General features: G+C 42.0%; 13 protein-coding genes. 4 read left to right on the top strand and 9 right to left on the bottom strand.

Going from position 1 to position 17,845, the window contains the following annotated elements; translation table 11 throughout:
* Positions 1-7: 7 nt before the first annotated feature.
* The gene (locus BUB05_RS02185; protein ID WP_073046460.1) at positions 8-883 is read right to left on the bottom strand and encodes a dimethylarginine dimethylaminohydrolase family protein; all 876 of its coding nucleotides are present in this window, start codon (positions 881-883) and stop codon (positions 8-10) included.
* A gap of 173 nt (positions 884-1,056) precedes the next feature.
* Between BUB05_RS02185 and BUB05_RS02180 the strand changes: the two genes are divergently transcribed.
* Entirely contained in the window at positions 1,057-1,704 is a 648-nt protein-coding gene (locus BUB05_RS02180; protein WP_073046457.1) for a GntR family transcriptional regulator, read from the top strand.
* 132 nt (positions 1,705-1,836) lie between these two features.
* On the opposite strand, the gene BUB05_RS02175 is transcribed toward BUB05_RS02180, so the two are convergent.
* The 6 genes from BUB05_RS02175 to BUB05_RS02150 all read right to left on the bottom strand — a co-directional run bounded on the left by BUB05_RS02175 (position 1,837) and on the right by BUB05_RS02150 (position 10,673).
* A complete protein-coding gene (locus tag BUB05_RS02175; protein ID WP_073046454.1) occupies positions 1,837-3,588 on the bottom strand; it encodes a sigma-54-dependent Fis family transcriptional regulator in 1,752 nt (583 codons plus the stop codon).
* Positions 3,589-3,659: 71 nt separating this feature from the next.
* Entirely contained in the window at positions 3,660-4,760 is a 1,101-nt protein-coding gene (locus tag BUB05_RS02170) for an NAD/NADP-dependent octopine/nopaline dehydrogenase family protein (RefSeq protein ID WP_073046451.1), read from the bottom strand.
* A 64-nt stretch (positions 4,761-4,824) separates the two neighbouring features.
* On the bottom strand, positions 4,825-6,231 hold the full coding sequence (locus tag BUB05_RS02165; RefSeq protein WP_073046448.1) for a YfcC family protein: 1,407 nt from the start codon (positions 6,229-6,231) through the stop codon (positions 4,825-4,827).
* A gap of 455 nt (positions 6,232-6,686) precedes the next feature.
* Complete coding sequence (locus tag BUB05_RS02160) at positions 6,687-8,243, bottom strand: hydantoinase/oxoprolinase N-terminal domain-containing protein (protein ID WP_073046445.1); 1,557 nt, start codon at positions 8,241-8,243, stop codon at positions 6,687-6,689.
* 1 nt (position 8,244) lies between these two features.
* A complete protein-coding gene (locus BUB05_RS02155) occupies positions 8,245-9,333 on the bottom strand; it encodes an S-methyl thiohydantoin desulfurase family protein (RefSeq protein ID WP_073046443.1) in 1,089 nt (362 codons plus the stop codon).
* 68 nt (positions 9,334-9,401) lie between these two features.
* Positions 9,402-10,673, bottom strand: a complete 1,272-nt coding sequence (locus BUB05_RS02150; protein ID WP_073046440.1) for a cytosine permease — start codon at positions 10,671-10,673, stop codon at positions 9,402-9,404.
* A gap of 307 nt (positions 10,674-10,980) precedes the next feature.
* Between BUB05_RS02150 and BUB05_RS02145 the strand changes: the two genes are divergently transcribed.
* Genes BUB05_RS02145 through BUB05_RS02135 form a run of 3 tightly spaced genes read left to right on the top strand, consistent with a single transcriptional unit; the run spans position 10,981 to position 14,941 of the window.
* Positions 10,981-12,522, top strand: a complete 1,542-nt coding sequence (locus BUB05_RS02145) for a sigma-54 interaction domain-containing protein (protein WP_073046437.1) — start codon at positions 10,981-10,983, stop codon at positions 12,520-12,522.
* Positions 12,523-12,526: 4 nt separating this feature from the next.
* Positions 12,527-13,627 (top strand): DUF917 domain-containing protein, encoded by a 1,101-nt coding sequence (locus BUB05_RS02140; protein ID WP_073046434.1) that lies wholly within the window; start codon positions 12,527-12,529, stop codon positions 13,625-13,627.
* Between the two features lie 9 nt (positions 13,628-13,636).
* Positions 13,637-14,941 carry a hydantoinase/oxoprolinase family protein gene (locus tag BUB05_RS02135; RefSeq protein WP_073046432.1) on the top strand — a complete coding sequence of 435 codons (1,305 nt, stop codon included), beginning with the start codon at positions 13,637-13,639 and terminating at the stop codon, positions 14,939-14,941.
* Positions 14,942-15,084: 143 nt separating this feature from the next.
* On the opposite strand, the gene BUB05_RS02130 is transcribed toward BUB05_RS02135, so the two are convergent.
* The gene (locus BUB05_RS02130) at positions 15,085-16,491 is read right to left on the bottom strand and encodes an FAD-binding oxidoreductase (RefSeq protein ID WP_245819717.1); all 1,407 of its coding nucleotides are present in this window, start codon (positions 16,489-16,491) and stop codon (positions 15,085-15,087) included.
* Positions 16,492-16,516: 25 nt separating this feature from the next.
* Complete coding sequence (locus tag BUB05_RS02125) at positions 16,517-17,683, bottom strand: YkvI family membrane protein (RefSeq protein ID WP_073046429.1); 1,167 nt, start codon at positions 17,681-17,683, stop codon at positions 16,517-16,519.
* Positions 17,684-17,845 lie beyond the last annotated feature (162 nt).

Below are 17,845 nucleotides of genomic sequence, written 5' to 3'. Positions count from 1 at the left end.
GGATCACCTATACTCTTGCAACAGGACAGGTGAGGCAGGTAGGTCCTCCCGTTCCCTTGAATGAAAGTTCCGCTCCCGGATATGTGTACAGCTTGCATCCCTTTTCATGGAGCTTGTCATATATGTCCCGGTTTCCTTCCATTAGGACACATACACGAGGAGCCAAGGCAAGTACGTTTGATCCAAGATTGTCGTATTCCTCGTCATTCACTTCAACAAGCTCAAACCCTCTTTCTATAAGATACTCTCTGAAAGGTACCGGCATGTATCTGCTGTAGACAACTGCAAGGTCCTCATCAACTATGCTTATTATACTCATGAGGTGAAGACATTCGGCCTCTCCGTCAGCATGGGGCATGGGTACGATAATGTATTCGTCAACAATATCTTTTGTCAGCTCCTTGAACTGCCTTATCCCCTCGTCGTTTGTTCTGTATCCTCTTCCTATGGCCACTGTCTTCTCGTCTATCCATACCACGTCCCCACCTTCAATCTTGCCGGGGGACTGTATCCACCCCAAGGTGTCTATTCCAACTTCCTTGAACTTCTTCTCAACCTCGAAGCCCTCCTTTTGTCTCAGAAGCTTTCCAGTGTTGAAGAAAATAGCTCCCTTTTCAGTAATCTTCAATGAATCATGGGTGTAAATCGAGTCAAGTCCCACATTGTCAGACTGTGGAAGGTAATCCACATTGGCAACGTTTTCTTTTATTATATTTTCAAAAACCTCGTATTCCTTCAATACCGTTTCATAATCCGGCTCACTCGTATAATTGAAGGCTTCCCACGTCTTGCTCAGGTTTTCCTGGGAAATGAATGCATCCTTCGGATGCTTGATGAGAATTCTGTCGATTTTCTTATGCATCGACTGACAACCGTACTTCATAACTTCCTCCTTGAAATATTAATTTGTTATTAATATATAATATATTTTAGAGGATTTAATATATTTTGTCAAGCTTTTATATATTGTATACAATATACTATGTGTACAAATCCCATTTTATGTAGTACAATATATTATATTCAAACTTGGCTACAGAATTTATGGAGGAAAGAATGTCAGCTATACTTACATTGAAGGACCATGTATACAACTACATATCAGATAAGATTAATTCAGGCGAACTTAAGGCAAATGAGAAGATAAACGAAAAGGAAGTCATGGACGCACTGAACATCAGCAGGACTCCTGTGAGGGAGGCGCTTATACAACTGGCAGCAGAGGGGTTCATACACAATGTTCCCAGGAAGGGATTCCTTGTAAAGCTCATTGATGAAAAGAAAATTCGCGAGGTTTATTCACTTCTGGGAGTTCTCGACGGCTATGCCGCAAGCATTTCATGCAGCAAACTCACTGACAGGGACTATCGCAGCATGGAAATGCTTGTATATGGTATGGACAAGGCTATAAGCGACGGCGACTATTCAGACTATCACAGCCTTCAGGTGGAATTTCACGATATTTATATCAACAAATGCGAAAACGAAGAACTTATTCGCATGATCCACCAGCTTAAAAACTTCTTTATAAAGGAAGAAAACAGTGACGGTAGCCAGGAGACAACGGATATCTTCCTTAGAACCAACCGGGAACATGAAAAGATTCTCGAGCTTTTCAGACAAAAGAACATTCCTGAACTTGAAAACTACCTGCGAACCGTACACTGGCATCCCATACATGCCCATTTCGATACGGTAGGGTAAAATACACTTCAAAAACCATAAAAGGTGAAGCGACTCGATTTTAAGTCCTTCACCTTTTCTTATATTCACGAAAACACATTTTGGCAGTATAGAGTTTCCCTTCTACTAATTACATTCTTTTTTTCTCACACTCTATTCCTTCAACTTCCTGTAGAGGGTAGCCCTTGATATCCCCAGCGCCTTTGCTGCGAGAGTCTTGCCCTCAACTGTATCGCCATATACCCCTATCGCCTTTTGTATTAGCTCCTTCAAGACATCGTCAAGCTTGGGGATCTCTACTTCTTCCCTCTTGCCTGACTCCATATGCTCCCTTACATTCAACGGAATGTTTTCATAAATCAGATATTCCTCAGAAGACATGTTCACCATATACTCAACTACATTCTGAAGTTCTCTTACATTTCCCTTCCATTTATAGTTAGTCAGAGTTTTCTCCGCTTCCATCGTATATCCCTTGATGCTTTTACCCAGAGTATCATTGTATTTATGCAGGAAATATTCGAGAAGGAGTGGAATATCCTCCTTCCTTTCCCTGAGAGGAATCATCTTGAAGGGTATTACATTCAGTCTGTAAAAAAGGTCCTCCCTGTATTTGCCTTCCTTTATGAGTTCTTCAAGATTCTTGTTGGTAGCCGCTATCACCCTCACATTTATTGGTATGGTTCCTGTTCCACCAAGCTTTTCTATTTCCTTTTCCTGCAAGACTCTTAGAATCTTCGGCTGAAGGTGAAGGGGCATTTCTCCTATCTCGTCAAGGAATATGGTTCCTTCATGGGCCAGTTGGAATTTTCCAAGCTTGCCTCCTTTTCTTGCTCCAGAAAAGGCACCTTCCTCGTATCCGAAAAGCTCGCTTTCAAGCAAATTATCAGGTATGGCTGCACAGTTTACTGCTATGAATGGCTTGTTGCGGTATTCCCCAAAGTTGTGTATTGCCCTTGCAAGCAGTTCCTTTCCGGTTCCGCTTTCACCCTGAATAAGAACTGTGGAACTGCTGTCGGCGATCTGCTTAGCATTCTCCTTTAAACTCACCATGCTTTCACTGTTCCCTAATATATCATCAAAGCTTGTGGGAAGGTCCACTATTGAAAGGTCGTTTACCTCCCTGTATACGTCAACCATGCTTTTTACAGTAAAGACAGTACCTATGATTTCATCTTCAAATTCGATTGGTTTTGTTGAAAGGAGACAAAAAATCTCTTCACCCGAAGATTTCAAATATACTTCCTTGTTTTTTATATCGTTGCTTTTAACTATCGATTTTTCAACTTCTTTGTTTGCTATATATTCATAGATGGTTGAATCCTCATGATAATCACTGCCAACCAGCTCCTTGAATCTGTAGTTGCTGTATATGAACCTGCCATCCTTGTCCACAGCCGCAACTGCATCAGCCATTGTATCCATAATTGCCATAAGTCTTTTTCTCAGAATATTTATTTCCCTGTTCCTGGATTCATCAACCAGCTTTCCAATCATCAAGTCGCACATTCTGTTTATGAATTTTATGAAATAATCCTGTTTATCCAGAAGGTTCCTTTTCCTGTCCGGAGTATCCGCATAGACTCCGATACTGCCAATGGTAGTGCCTTCGAAAACAATAGGAACTCCAACAATAGATTCCACATCACAAATCTCCCTGCTGGAACATTTCTGACATCCATAATATTCATCTCTTGATTCAAGAATTACAGATTGACCTGACTCCATGACCTTGGTCAGTATGGAGTCAGGATTCAGGCAACTGTTTTCACAATTGTTTATTTCAGAGCTGTCGGCAATTATCAACAATTCATTGTCACAGATCAAAACATCCATGTCCAAAACAGAAGAAAGTATCGTTGCCGTCTGTTTGACATAGTTTCCAATTGTTGAAAGTTTCAACATATGCATTCCTCCCTCGAAAAACTTGTTATAATAAAGCGAAACAAGATGCATAAGCACCTTGTTTCATTTTATCATTTCATTCCGTTTGTAGCAAACTCAATAATACTTTCGGCCGCCATACCTTCAATGCCAAGATTTTCGACAGTCCTTGCATTCTCGTGAAGATCTTTTTCCAGCATCAATTCAGCCAGCTTCACAATTATTTCCATTCTTTCAGTTTTCATACCAAGTTGCTTTCCTACAGATATTAAGGGTATCAAGCCCATAGGTATATCTTCAAATAAATATCTTGTATTCAGAGATTTTGGACCCTTTATGCCGTCATAGGCTTCATTGTTTCTAACAGCCTCACTCAGAGTATCTCTTTTCACATTGTATTCAAGCTCATATTGCTTTACACAGGTGAAAAGGTTCTTATCATCTTCGAGCCCAAGTTTTCTCCCTATGGCAACTCTTTCGGCATCCATTCCTTCGATGAAGGAACCAATAGTCTGTGATATCCCATCATGGTAAAAATACCAGTCTTTATCGGATTCTATCCACGACGTGCTCAGAAGAGTTGGTGCACAATGCACTATAGGATTAGTGCTGTCTATGCTTGTAACAAGAACATTTTCCGCCTCTTCGATCTCTTCGTATATTTCCTTTAGAAGTTTGCACACATATTTATTATTAGTTGCAGGAAGAGAGGACACAAGAAGCCTGTCCTTTTTACCAAGAATGTCCGCCCTGCCCGGTTCCACACTTCTACAGGCATAAATCAAGGTATTGCTCTCGGCAATAGTTATGTTCTTCATATATCCACAATCTTCCAATGCCTTTTTAAACGCGAAGGCTCCAAAGGTTGCTCCCGGATGAAGAAAAACTATTTGATCATCCTTCAAATATGGAGCGCATTTTTCAGCTATGGCTCTGTGATATATGGAAGGATTAACTACCATTATAATATCCGCATCACATATTACCGCTCCTATGTCTGTAGATGCAATTTTAATTTTTCCGAATCCCTCTTCAATGCCACCTATATGGATTCCACCCTGCTTTTGTATTGCATCAATCGTCTCTTCAAAAGCGTCATAAATGTTCACTTCATATCCTAGAAGCCCTAGATGTCCTGCTATAGCCTGACCGCCGTTTCCTGCTCCTATCACTGCCCATTTCGTCTTTCTCAAATCTTTCACCTCATATAAAATGTATTGTATTGATTTTATATTTATGAGATTTGTTCGATTTGTTCTAGAATGGTCCCCATCCTATTTTAACTGCTATTGCCAATACTGCCAAAATCCATACTGTCCACTTGACTACAAGCACAGATGCAAATTTGAACCATCTGCCGAATGATATGCCTGCCAGTCCAAGAGATGCCATAACTACGGGGTGTGTTGGCGTTATCATGTTCCAGAATCCGTCTCCCGCCTGATAAGCAAGGACAGCCACCTGTCTGGTAGTTCCTATTACATCACTTATTGAAGACATAATAGGCATAACCACTACAGCCTGACCTGTAGAGGAAGGAATTGCAAAGTTTATTAATCCTTGAGTAAAGTACATCCCCCAGGCTGAAAGCACACTGTTAAGATTCTGCAGCGGAAGTGAAATTCCGTAAACTATGGTATCCATAATGTTTCCATCCTGCAATACAACCAGTATGGCCCTTGAAAGACCTATGAATATTGCTGCAGTCGTCATTTCACCGGCTCCCTTTAAAAATTCGGTAGTATATAGATTGAAATCCCCCTTGTAGTAGATCATTCCGACGATAAGTCCCATTACCATGAATAGTGCGGAGATTTCAGCAAAATACCAACCATATTTAAGAACTCCGAATATCAATACTCCTACCGTAAGAACAAGTATGCCCAGTATCAGTTTCCTTTCAGAAGTCATCTCAAATGTTTCCCTGTTGTCAAGTTCTATGGATTTTTCGATGTCTGATTTCTTTATCTTTTTTCCATATCTTACAGTATGGTGTATTGCAATAAGAAGACTTCCTGCCATTAGAACAACCCTCAGACCAAGCCCTGAGAATATGGGGAGTTCGGCTATTCCCTGCGCTATCCCTGTATTGAAGGGATTTAAGGGACCGGAAGAATATCCGCAATATATTCCGATGACAACCATGGCAACACCAACAGTTGCATCATATCCAAGGGCCATGGACGCAGCCACGAGAATTGTTACAAAAGGAAGTGCTTCCTCTGCCATTCCAAAAGTCGCTCCACATATTGCAAATGCAGTCATTATCAATCCTATGAGTATGGATTCCCTGCCGGCAAATTTTCTTATTAGTTTTTCAAGACCGGCATTGATTGCACCGCTTCTTGAAATTATTCCAAAGGCTCCTCCTGTAATGAAAACAAAAGAAATTATTTCAGCTGCATTTACAAGTCCACGATAGAAGGAGGATAACAATCCGCCAATTCCAACAGGAGTCTGTTCAACATTTTGGTATGTGTTTGCAACAACCAGTGTTCTGTTTGTCGCTTCGTCGAATGCCCTTTCATACTGACCTGCCGGCACTATGTACGTAAGTATTGCCGCCAGCAAAATCATACACATAAGGAGTGCTGCCGTCGTAGGCATTCTAGATCCTTTTTTTGTATCAGAATTCAAATTATTATTCAATTTTTGACTACTCATTTTACACCTCTTTAATATATTAATCAAACATGCGCATGTCCAATAAGCAAAACTCAATATAAAATCAATACACCTTTTTATATAAGCAAGGACCATGCCAAGATTTATTTCCCTGTTTTTCAATGGTTTCATAAGTTTGAGTTCCTTTCTATTTCTCAATTTGATAACTGCCGGACAGGCTCAACCCAATTAATGACGAATTCCAGCACGAATCAAGTATTTCTCAATTTGATAAACTTTCTCATATCGAGAAACTCTTTCCCAGTCAGCTAAACACTAAGGCCAATTAATAAAAAATGACATCCTATTTAACAAGATGTCATTTCTTTCTGTTTACTTAATTATAAACCAAAACAAAAACTGCAGCAATCGCGTTATACGATCGCTGCAGTTTTCCATCCGGGTCATGGCCGATATTACCAGAAAACTCAGGTTGCATTTATCATTTTCTAATATTATATTCTCAAATCCCCTGCAGCCTTAACCTTGATCCTGGTTGCATTTCCTGTATGATAAGCCAGAGGAACATCTTCAACATCGACAATCTCCACGGTCCTTTCATCCGCTCCGGCCCTCACGGTCATTTCTATTGCTTCCTCTTTGCTTTGCTGAAGCGCATCCTCTCTTGTCAAGCCGTCCCCTATTGTGAACAGTTTTTCAAAAGTTCCACTTACCTGTGCTATTGCGGATCCGATAGCATTGGCAACGGGGTAGTTTTCAGGCTTTATTACCTGCGATACTCCCTTCAGGCTGTCTCTCACAAGTATACCTCCACCTCCGACAAGGACAACAGGTACAGGCTCTGCCGAAAGTTTCATCCTGTCTATTCCGTCTTCAACCTTCTCCATCATTTTATCCATGGTGTCTCTTGCAAAATCCATGTCTATGTGCTCAACAAGGGATGAATCACCAATCTGGCTCATACCAAGCCTTACGGCAATGTCTGTTGCAGTAAGGGTGTCTCCTCCGAAAACCAGTGCTTTCTCCCTCAGTTTGTAACCTACGCTGTCCGGCCCAATTTTCACGGCTCCTTCATTCTCCCTTATGATAGTTCCTCCACCAAGTCCTATTGCTATGATGTCAGGCATCCTGAAATTAGTTCTCGCACCTCCAACATCCGCCGCAAGGGACGACTCCCTTGGAAAGGAGTTCACTATGACTCCAATATCCGTGGTTGTGCCTCCTACGTCTATTACTATTGCATTTTTCAGTTCACTCAAAAATGACGCGCCTCTGATACTGTTAGTCGGTCCACAGGCCACAGTAAGAATAGGAAACTTCCTGGTGAACTCGACGCTCATCAATGTTCCGTCATTTTGACAAAGATACACTTCCGCACTGTCTACTCCCTGCTTTCTCAAAGCCTCAATGAATCCTTCGGTTACAGTTTCAGCAACTTTCATAAGGGCTGAGTTAAGAATAGTTGCATTTTCCCTTTCGAGAAGGCCCATGCTTGCCACTTCATTTGAAAGGGATATGGATACATCACCCAGTTCCTCCCTTACAATGTCAGCAGCCATATACTCGTGTTCGGACCTGACCGGCGCGAATACGCATGCTATGGCTATGGCGTCAACCTTTCCTTTCATGGACCTGACGGCTTCTCTGATTTCCTGTTCATCAAAGGATGTTATCTCCCTTCCGTCAAATTCATATCCCCCCTTCAATATATGATAGTTTTCACTTACAGCTCCCCTTAAGTCTTCCGGCCAGTCTATCATAGGCTCTATGGAATGGGTCGCTGGCGAGCCAAGCCTCAGTATTCCCACCTTGCAAAGCTTCTTCCTCTCGACAATTGCATTTGTACACTGTGTAGTACCCAGCATGGCATACCTTATTTTTTTCCTGTCAATTCCGGATTTTTCAAGAACAGCCTCGATGGCATTGTAGATACCCGTACTGATGTCTTCAGTTGTAGGCATTTTCACATTTTCAACAAGTTTCAGATTTTCATCTATGATGACCGCATCGGTATTGGTCCCACCTACATCCACTCCAATTCTATACATCATTTCACCAAACCTCCTTCAGTCTCTCTTCTATAGGTATGTAGTCCATATCATATCCAAAGTATCTTGGTCCTACAGTTTCAATACCTTTGTCCGTTCTCCATTGATCATCGCACTTCAGTCCTATTACAAGGACCCTGCTGCCGTACTTCAACGCATCTGTAGTTATTGGTATGATATTTTCCAGGTCAACCATGCAAATGAGATCAGGAGTCGTAGCAACTACCCTGTCTCCCCTCTTTGCAATGAGGTTCTCGTTCTGGAATTCAACCTGGCATGTTTCTCCCTTGTAGCTTTCTATTCCGTCGATTTTCACTGTACCGAAGTTGAAACCCTCTTTTGTTTCTCTTCTTACATCTGAAATCTTGCCTCTGAACAGCTCGTATCCGTTTATTTTTTCCAGCAACTGCTCAACAGGCGGAGTTTCATGGCTGCTTGATTCCCTTATGGCCTTGCCGATTTCCTGGGAAAAGGTCATTACTCCATCGATGGCACAGGCTTTGATCTGCCTTCCTTCCATTGGGTATATCCCTATCATTACACTGCCGCCCTGCTCCACAGTAAGAGCTCTGGCTAGATTTTCCGACCATTTGTTGTTGATAGTGTTCAGTATGCTCATGTTTCCCTTTTCATCCGTTATGGCCATAGGTGATGATGTGACTCCATGAAGGTGATATGTAACCATTTGCAATTCGGGAAAGGCCCTGCCCATACCGTCACCGTCAATTATTGGAACTCCCATCTGTGCCGCTACTGCAAGGGGTATCATTGAATTCACCCCTCCGGCCTCGATGGGCATAGTGGCGTATATTTTCTTGCCCATATGCTTTTCCATGGCTTCGAAAACCTTTTTAAATTCACAGCCGTTTGCAATCTTTTCAATCAATACGGTAGGAGCTCCCATCATTGCCGTCGGCAATACAAGGGCATCATCCGGCACTTCATCTTTGCTGATGACAGTAACGGGTCCATGGTCTTTTATGGCCTGTAGAGCCATGAGCTTGCCAATGTAAGGATCTCCTCCCCCTCCCGTTCCCAGCAGTGCAGCCCCAAGAGCAATATCTTCTATAGCTTGTGCATCCAATTTCCTCATTTCTTCCTCCTCGTTTTTATATCACAACTTTAGTTGACTTGATTCTTGCATTAATTTGATATCACTATTTATTTCTCATTACTAGTCATGATGGAATTCAAGACCAAATATACCAGCATTGAAACAATAATACCATTTACAGGCTGTATTCCCCATTTGACAACAATGGCCACTGCAGATCCCGCCAGCCACGCAAGTATTCCCTGATATGCAATACCCTGCTTTATTCTAAAGTTTTCAACCTTTCCCTTGTTGATTATCCAGTACTCAGCAATCATGACTCCCGCCACCGGCGGAACAGCAGCTGTCAGCAATGACAGAAATCCTACAAAATGGTTTATTATTCCTGCAACGGCGCAAAGGGTTCCAGTAAATCCTGCAACGGCAGTGGCAAAGCTTCTTTTAGAAGCGTCAAGGTTGAACATGTTCGTTATTGCCAGACCACCTGAATATGCATTCACAGTGTTTGTGGTCCAGGTGGCCAAAACAAGGGCCACGAGTCCAAATGCAGGCACACCAAGATCAGTAAGGACTATTGAAATGTCGTATGTTCCAGAAACAAGACTCATTATTCCACCCATCACTATCATGGAGATACCTGCAGGAAGAACTCCCACTACTGATGACTTGACTACGTCGGCCCTGCTTTTTGCATACCTTGAATAATCTCCGGCAATTACACCGCCAAAGGCAAAGGTTGCAACAGCCAGAGCAATTCCCTGCATGAGCGGGAAGGGCGTAGGCGGCTGATACGAAGTGATCACGCTGCTTCCATATTGGGAGATGGATTCATAGACACCATAGAGACAAACGATTATCAAGGCAGGTACTGCAATATAATTAAGGTACTTGAGTGCATTGAATCCATAGATTGCAGTCACCAGCATGATGATGCCCCAAATCAGCGACGAAAGCCATACGGGAAGGTTGATTCCCATGGCAGACGACAGTATGCCGCTGAATGCCGAACCGCATACATTAGCCTGAAATCCAAACCAACCTATACATGCAACACCGATTATCATTGATATGATAAGCTTCGAACCCTTTTCACCAAAAGATCCGGCTGCAACACTTACAGTTGGCAGTCCGGTATCCGACCCCTGCATTCCCTGGAAACACATATACAAAACTACAATTCCGTATCCAATCAACGCAGCAAGAAAGGCATTGGGTACAGTCAGTCCAGTTACAAGAAGGCCTCCAATCATCAGACAGGGTACACAGATCATAGACCCTATCCATATCAGCGCTATGCTTCCCCATGACTGTCTCTGATCCAAAGGAACCCTGTTCAAGGTATTTTGTTCAACCGATTTACTTTTTTCATTTAACGACATAAATTCTCTCCTCTCATTTATTGATTCTTAATGAATCTTCATATATTACATTATTGCAACAATTGTGCCAGCTTTCCTCGATCAAAATTACATATTTCCACCATAAATACAATATATCAACGTACTTTCCATGATAATCGCTTAAAAATTCTCATCATCAACGAGTTGAACATGGTGATTATTTTTATTTTTCTCTATTTTTCTCAAACAATCTCACCATTTCTCTCCTTTTCTCTATTTTTCTATTTTTCTCATTTTCTGATAGTATGATATAATTTAATAAATCCTTTACCTGGAGGTAGAAGCCGTGCTAAAAACTCAAAATCTCATAAACAGCCTGGCCATATGCTTTGATGCTAAAATCACAGTATTTGACAGCGATACAATAATAATGAAATCAACAACCCCTGCCTCAACAAAGGGAAAAACTCCACAAACACCGCGCAAGGAGAAAAGGACAAACATGTTGTCACATTCACATCCTCTCATTTACTCCGAGGAGGGACTGTCTTATGTTTTCATACCAGTTATAGGCAGGACAAAGAAAAAAAACGGATTCTTGTGGATATTCGACAACCCGATGAACGAATTCACGGACGACAGGCTAAAAGTCTTGACCTCCCTGTCCGATTCAATAAACGATTCCCTCCACATCTCTCATTTAACGGATTCAAACAAACTGTATTCGGGAGTCATAGAGAGCATAAAGGAACATTTCAACATGCAAATCCAAATCGATAAGGAAGAAGAAATCGAGAAAACCAGTAGCAGAAATACGAAAGACAGGAATGCAATAATAAGCAACTACTATTCCGGAAACCGGTTCATAGGAAGCTTAAAGGCAAGCATTCCAGATGTCGGCAACAGGATTCACTCTGATGACAGCCATTCATCCGCCAAGGTAGAAAACCTGCATGCGAAAATCATTGGCAAGGCACTCTATCTCAACAGAATCCTCGCTAAAATAAACCAGATATCAAACACCGACAGCACCGTACTGCTAAAGGGAGAAAGCGGCACAGGCAAGGAGATGATAGCCAGACTCATCCACTCGGAAAGCAACAGAAAAGACCATTCGTTCATTGCAATAAACTGTGCAGCAATACCTGAAAACCTCCTTGAAAGCGAACTATTCGGTTATGAAAAGGGAGCCTTCACCGGAGCAAGCAACCAGGGTAAAATCGGCAAGATAGAATCCGCAAACAGGGGCACCCTCTTTCTTGACGAAATAGGTGACATGCCTTTGAATCTACAGGTCAAACTCCTGCGGGTGCTGCAGGAAAGATCAATAGAAAAAATAGGCGGCAATCATCTCATACCTGTGGACATTCGAATAATTTGCGCTACAAACAAGAATCTTGAAGATATGATTACAAGAGGTGATTTCAGAGAGGATCTGTTTTACAGAATAAATGTAATACCCGTTACCCTTCCTCCCCTGACCAACAAGCACAACGATATAGAGCTTCTCCTCAATTACTATCTTAAGAAATTTTGTATAGTCCAGAAAAAGCACTACATGACCTTTTCATTGGAAGCAATGGATTTACTGACAGCTTATGAATGGCCGGGCAATGTCCGGGAGCTCACAAACACCGTAGAATACTGCGTAACAATGTCCACCTCCGAAAGAATAGAGGCGGAACATCTTCCATCACATATTAGAAAGTCGGAAAAATCCTGTGGAAAGGGACTGAAGAAAGGAACAAAAAAACTGTCAAAAGATGAGTTCGTTGCACTTCTCCGGAAATACGGGGATTCGACGGATGAAAAAAAACGGCTGGCAAAACACCTGGACATAAGCTTGGCGACATTGTACCGATGGATAGAAAAATACAACAAAGGGTGATTTTATGAAAAAAATTGATAAAAGCTGTATAAAGCCTCTCTTCTTGGGAAGTGTATATCTGGGTACAGGAGGCGGCGGTAAAACCAACAATGCAGTTTATCTTCTGGAAGAACTGTTCTCAAGCAATGTATCAATCCCTCTGATTTCATGCAGGGAACTCGAAAACGATAAATACTATGCAGGGACAGGATTGGTAGGTTCTCCAACACTTCTTGACGATTTTCTTTTTTCCGGTCATGAGAGCATGCCGTCCATAAGGGAACTTGCAAAAATTACCAATTCTGAAATAGCAGGACTCTATACTTTGGAATGCGCAGGTATAAACGCCCTCTATCCTCTGTTCACCGCCGCGCTTTCAGGATTGCCCCTAATTGACGGCGACTGTATAAGCACTGCCTTTCCAGAACTTCAAATGACAACACTACACATAAACAACATTCCTCTTTCGCCATTTTGCCTTTCGGATATCAGAGGGAATGTAACAACTTTTTATGAAGAAGATACCTTCATGCTTGAACTGAAAATCAGAAACCACCTGGCAAGCTACAGCAACGTCGGATTCTTTTCTTGCGGAATGCTCAAGGGCGAAGCATTGAAAAGATCGATGATTCCCAACACCGTTACCCATGCCATGGAAATAGGCAAGGTCTTCATGGAATGCACCGATTATTCAGACCTGCTGAGCCGTCTTGTAACTGTAACAAAAAACTCTATATACGGAGCTGCCATCGAACTCTTCAAGGGCAAGATCCTTGAAATCGACGATGCTACAAATGACAACTGGCAGATTTTAAAGATCAGGGGGATCGAATCTTATTCATCGGACAACTACAGGATAATAATGAAGAACGAGTTCATAGCAGGGTTTAAAAACGATTCTATATCGGTAATGGTTCCGGACTTGATATCCCTGATAGACGTGGATACTCTCATGCCTGTTGACATTAGCGAACTGAAGCCGCAAATGAAGGTGTCCGTAATAGGGATGCCGGCTCCCCTGCCCCTCAAGACACCGACAGCACTCAGTATCGTAGGACCCTCATCCTTTGGCTACAAAAGGACATACAAGTCCCTGGAAGAATTATACTTCGATTACTACTATTAGGAGATCTCAATGAATTTAGGATTAATTCTATCAATCGAGAACAAGAATAGATTCACACTTTCCTGCAAATTGGGAACGTCAGTCATTGCATCCAAGGACTATAAAAAAGGATTATCCTCTCTCCATGATTCTATCGACAACTTTTTATCGTCCCACTCTTTTGATGCCAATTGCATCAAGTCTCTCACGGCGGTCTGTGATATAACCGGATTGAATCTGTCCGCCCAAGTAAAGACGAATGACATCGGATATATACAGCAGTTTCCCGGAAAATATTCTACAGATGTCAAGAAACTGGACATCTGTAATAAGACATATCGAGTTCACTCCATAAACCTTGGATTATCGAAAGATAAAGAATCATTAAGCAAGATTGGGGATGCAGTAAGATATTTCAACGAAAAGGGAATAGAAAAAGTGGGATTAAACAGCTATTTTTCAAAATCATATCCTGAAATCGAAAACAGTACTCACGAAATACTCGAAAATCTTTCAAATGGCAGGCTTGAAATAACCAAATCAAGTATTTTCAATGTTGACGACTATATATCAAGAGAACATTATCTCCTCACAAACCTTGTCTATTTGGATAGTGCAAGAAAGCTCGTCTCCATAATAAACGACGCCCTGAAAGTCTCGAGCATAAAATGTCCTCTTTATTTCCTCAGAGGAGACGGGTACCTGATTGACGAAACATCCATTCTCAAGGAACCTGCATCTACATGGCTGTCGAGTCATACAGGTAAAATACTCGGTTCTTCAAAAATAGCAGGAGCAGAAAACACAATAGTCATAAGTCGAATCAAGGACGACATTACAGCCAGCGGAGTATCTTCTTCTCTGCCTGTCCTCCCTGGTGAATCCACAAGGACTTTTGATATGAAACACCCAGGATTCATCCCTAAAATCATACACATAAAGGAACTTGGCAATGCAGATGAAATGAAAGATGTAATCAACAGATTCAACTTTGGCAAGGAGGATTTTTTTCCCTTGATAAATCTCACCGGCATCGCCTCCGAGAATTTTTCCCTCATGAACAAATATTTGGAAATGGATGATTCAACGGAACTGACAGCCATAGGAGCTGCATCAGCCTTTTACAGCAAGAATTTTACAACGACAGTATTCAATGCATCGTCAAGTAAAATAGACAGTATAAAAGTCATGCTTCTAGAAGAAGCCGAAAGGTATTTCAACGAAATCAAGCTGAATAAAAAAAATATTTCATATGATTTCAGCATCACTCCTCTGAAATATATGAAATATAATTCTTATTTCATTAAACTTTCCGCAAAGGGACATATAAGTTGAAAATAATTATTCCCATACAGCAGGCCAAGCAAAAGCAAAAAAAGGGTAAACAACTCGATTCCAAGCCGTTTCCCCTTTATATAAGCTACTGGCAACCTGAAGGTTGACAGTAAATGTTTTGTTACATTTTTTGTCTTTACCTATTAGTCGACTATTGTTCCAGGATTGAAAATCCCATTGGGATCAAAAGCCTTCTTGATGTTTTGCATTATCTCTATCTCTCTTGCCGAATACTGCTGTTCCATATGTCTCTTCCTGGTTTTTCCGGTACCGTGTTCTGCAGTTACAGTTCCGCCGTAGCTTATAGCCGCATCATACATTTCATTTCTCATGTCGTCAAGGTATTCAGGGATTTCGCCGTTGTCAAGCATGAGGAAGTTGTGTACATTGCCGTCGGCTATATGTCCTACTGCAGGAGAAATGGTGTTGTACTTCTTGGCTATGGCGCTTATGTCCTTGAGCATGTCAGGTACGGATCCCGATGGAACGGCTATGTCAAGAGCATCTGCAATGTTTTCCTTGTAGGCTGTATAGACGTTGCTTCTTATTTCAAGAAGGGCTCTCTGCTCTTTCGTAGATTCCGCTATAAGACTGTCAACCGCTCCGTTTTCCTCGCACATTCCCACTATTCTTTCACACTTTTCATAGAGCTCGTCTTCAGTGGCTTCATCAAGTATGAACATAAGGTCAACGCTTCCTTCTGTAGCAGGATATGCCTGCCCTATATGCTCGGCGGATTCCAGGGCGACTTCCCTGTCCATGTATTCTATTGCAAGCGGAGTTATTCCATCCTGAAGTATCTTTGGTACTATGTCCGAAGCCTCCTCAGTGGTGTTGAAGGATACCAGAAGTGTTCCTATGTTCGGATTCTTGGCGTAGAGCTTCAAGGTAACCTTTGTAACAATACCCAAAGTTCCCTCGCTTCCTATCATCATGTGAAGAAGGTCGTATCCCATGTTGTTCTTGATCAGCTTTCCACCCAGTGTCACAAGCTCGCCTGTTGGAAGGACGACTTCCACACCCTTGATGTGATTTCTCATGATGCCGTGTTTTACAGCCCTTACACCGCCGGCGTTTTCTACAACCATTCCGCCTATCTGTGCACCCTCGTCTCCCGGATGAACAGGGAAGAACAGCTTGTCGTGTTCTTTCAACATTTCGAGAAGGCCCTCCAGCGTTACTCCGGCCTCTACTGTAATCATTATGTTCTTGTTGTCGAATTCCACAAGCTTGTTGAGTCTTTCAAGTGATACCACAATGCTTGACTTGGTAGGTATGGCGGCTCCGCAAAGTCCGGTACCTCCACCTCTTGGTACAACCGGTATCTTATATTCATTCGCAAGCTTCACAATGCCAGACACTTCTTCTGCAGTCCCCGGTTTGACAACCACACAACCGTCAGCTGCCACAGGTCTTACTGCAAGCTCGGTTTCATCATACAAATAGCTTTCCATCTGGGACATATCCGATACAACCCAGTCGTTTCCCGATATGTTCCGCAATTCCCCTATTATTTCCTCATTTATTACTCTTGCTGTTTCTGTTTTCATATGTACCTCCCTATCTATTGTAAATCTATATTTTGTTGGCCTTGTCAGCACTTTCTGCAACAGGTTTCCAACCTATTACACCTTTGACAAGCAATGGAAGAATTATTACGAATACTGCGATGTATCCCAGCGTACCGTAACCCTTTGCAATAAGCGGAATCAATCCGAACTGAGCTATGCACCATGTCAATATAACGTAAGCCAGTGATACGGCCGTACTTCTCTTTGTAAGATTTTCCTTTTGAACTTCCTCGCTGTCGTTTCTTCCTATGAAGTTTACTATTCTGTTGGTAGTTCCGTAAATGAGGTTGACGCCTGTAGATACGGCTCCCAGTATTATCAATATTGAAATAAGAGGAGTAAGCACTGAAGATCCAACTCCGTTCATTACTACAAACAATGCAGGCACTGATTCAGCAAGTATTCCATCCTGATAGAATGCCATGATTCCAAGAGTCGCTATCATAAGTATTGCGGCATTGATTACAAATCCCCAGCCGGCAGCCTTCTTGGCATCACTGGCATCCTTGAGTGCATTTGAATGTGCAAGGTATGCGCCCAGGCAGCATGACTGGAATCCGGCATATACAAATGTCTTCCAGAGCGCCTGCCCGAAGGTTCCAGTACTTTCCAACGTTCCTGCCTGTAAACCTGCAATGTTTGCTGTTATTTTTCCCCATCCTGCTACTACGTTTGGTACGTAAACGACAACTACTCCTGTGATGATTGCGACTGCTATATATGTTGCAGCTTTTCTTACAAGTTCTGCTCCGAATATTGTGAGCAGCAGCATGAATGCAGCGATTAATATTGTATTGAGTATATAGCTTGTTCCAAATACCGTCGTTATGGTTGCCCCGCCTGTTGCAAAGGCAACTGCAGTTGCTGTTACCAATATCAGCTGAAAAATAGCTTCAAATACGGGTGACATAACCTTTTCTACAGGCTTGTAAAATTCCAGTGACCAGCTTCTATAGTCGTATTTCCTTTTCTCAATAGCAAATTTCCATGCGTAATAAAATACAAATGCTTCTATTGCCTGTGACAGTATCGGCAGGAATGATGCATACCATCCGTAACCCACATAATACTGTACAACCTGCCTGCCAGATGCAAATCCACCACCGAAGTGGGTTGTGAACCATACAAATGCTACAGCAAAAAACGTTGGCATAACTGATTTCTTTTCCATTAAAATCCTCCATTATATATTTTATTTTATGATACCTTGGATATAGACTTCTTAAAGCCTTTAAACCTACCCTCCTTTTGCTTCTTTGCTTTAAACCCTGAACAGGCTCAAGCCTGTTCAGGAACATTATTCTGTTATTTATCTTTTCTGTGGTTTATATTT

The sequence above is a fragment of the Dethiosulfatibacter aminovorans DSM 17477 genome, assembly GCF_900142005.1.
Taxonomy (GTDB): Bacteria; Bacillota; Clostridia; order Tissierellales; family Dethiosulfatibacteraceae; genus Dethiosulfatibacter; species Dethiosulfatibacter aminovorans.
The sequence above is the reverse complement of the archived record's forward strand: the minus strand, read 5'-3'. Positions and strand labels throughout refer to the sequence as shown.

Excerpts from the sequence above, each read along its gene's own strand:
- BUB05_RS02175 (WP_073046454.1), bottom strand. The coding sequence starts at position 3,588 with ATGTTGAAACTTTCAACAATTGGAAACTATGTCAAACAGACGGCAACG.
- BUB05_RS02180 (WP_073046457.1), top strand. The coding sequence starts at position 1,057 with ATGTCAGCTATACTTACATTGAAGGACCATGTATACAACTACATATCA.
- BUB05_RS02135 (WP_073046432.1), top strand. The coding sequence starts at position 13,637 with ATGAATTTAGGATTAATTCTATCAATCGAGAACAAGAATAGATTCACA.
- BUB05_RS02125 (WP_073046429.1), bottom strand. The coding sequence starts at position 17,683 with ATGGAAAAGAAATCAGTTATGCCAACGTTTTTTGCTGTAGCATTTGTA.
- BUB05_RS02185 (WP_073046460.1), bottom strand. The coding sequence starts at position 883 with ATGAAGTACGGTTGTCAGTCGATGCATAAGAAAATCGACAGAATTCTC.
- BUB05_RS02150 (WP_073046440.1), bottom strand. The coding sequence starts at position 10,673 with ATGTCGTTAAATGAAAAAAGTAAATCGGTTGAACAAAATACCTTGAAC.
- BUB05_RS02165 (WP_073046448.1), bottom strand. The coding sequence starts at position 6,231 with ATGAGTAGTCAAAAATTGAATAATAATTTGAATTCTGATACAAAAAAA.
- BUB05_RS02155 (WP_073046443.1), bottom strand. The coding sequence starts at position 9,333 with ATGAGGAAATTGGATGCACAAGCTATAGAAGATATTGCTCTTGGGGCT.
- BUB05_RS02140 (WP_073046434.1), top strand. The coding sequence starts at position 12,527 with ATGAAAAAAATTGATAAAAGCTGTATAAAGCCTCTCTTCTTGGGAAGT.
- BUB05_RS02130 (WP_245819717.1), bottom strand. The coding sequence starts at position 16,491 with ATGAAAACAGAAACAGCAAGAGTAATAAATGAGGAAATAATAGGGGAA.
- BUB05_RS02160 (WP_073046445.1), bottom strand. The coding sequence starts at position 8,243 with ATGATGTATAGAATTGGAGTGGATGTAGGTGGGACCAATACCGATGCG.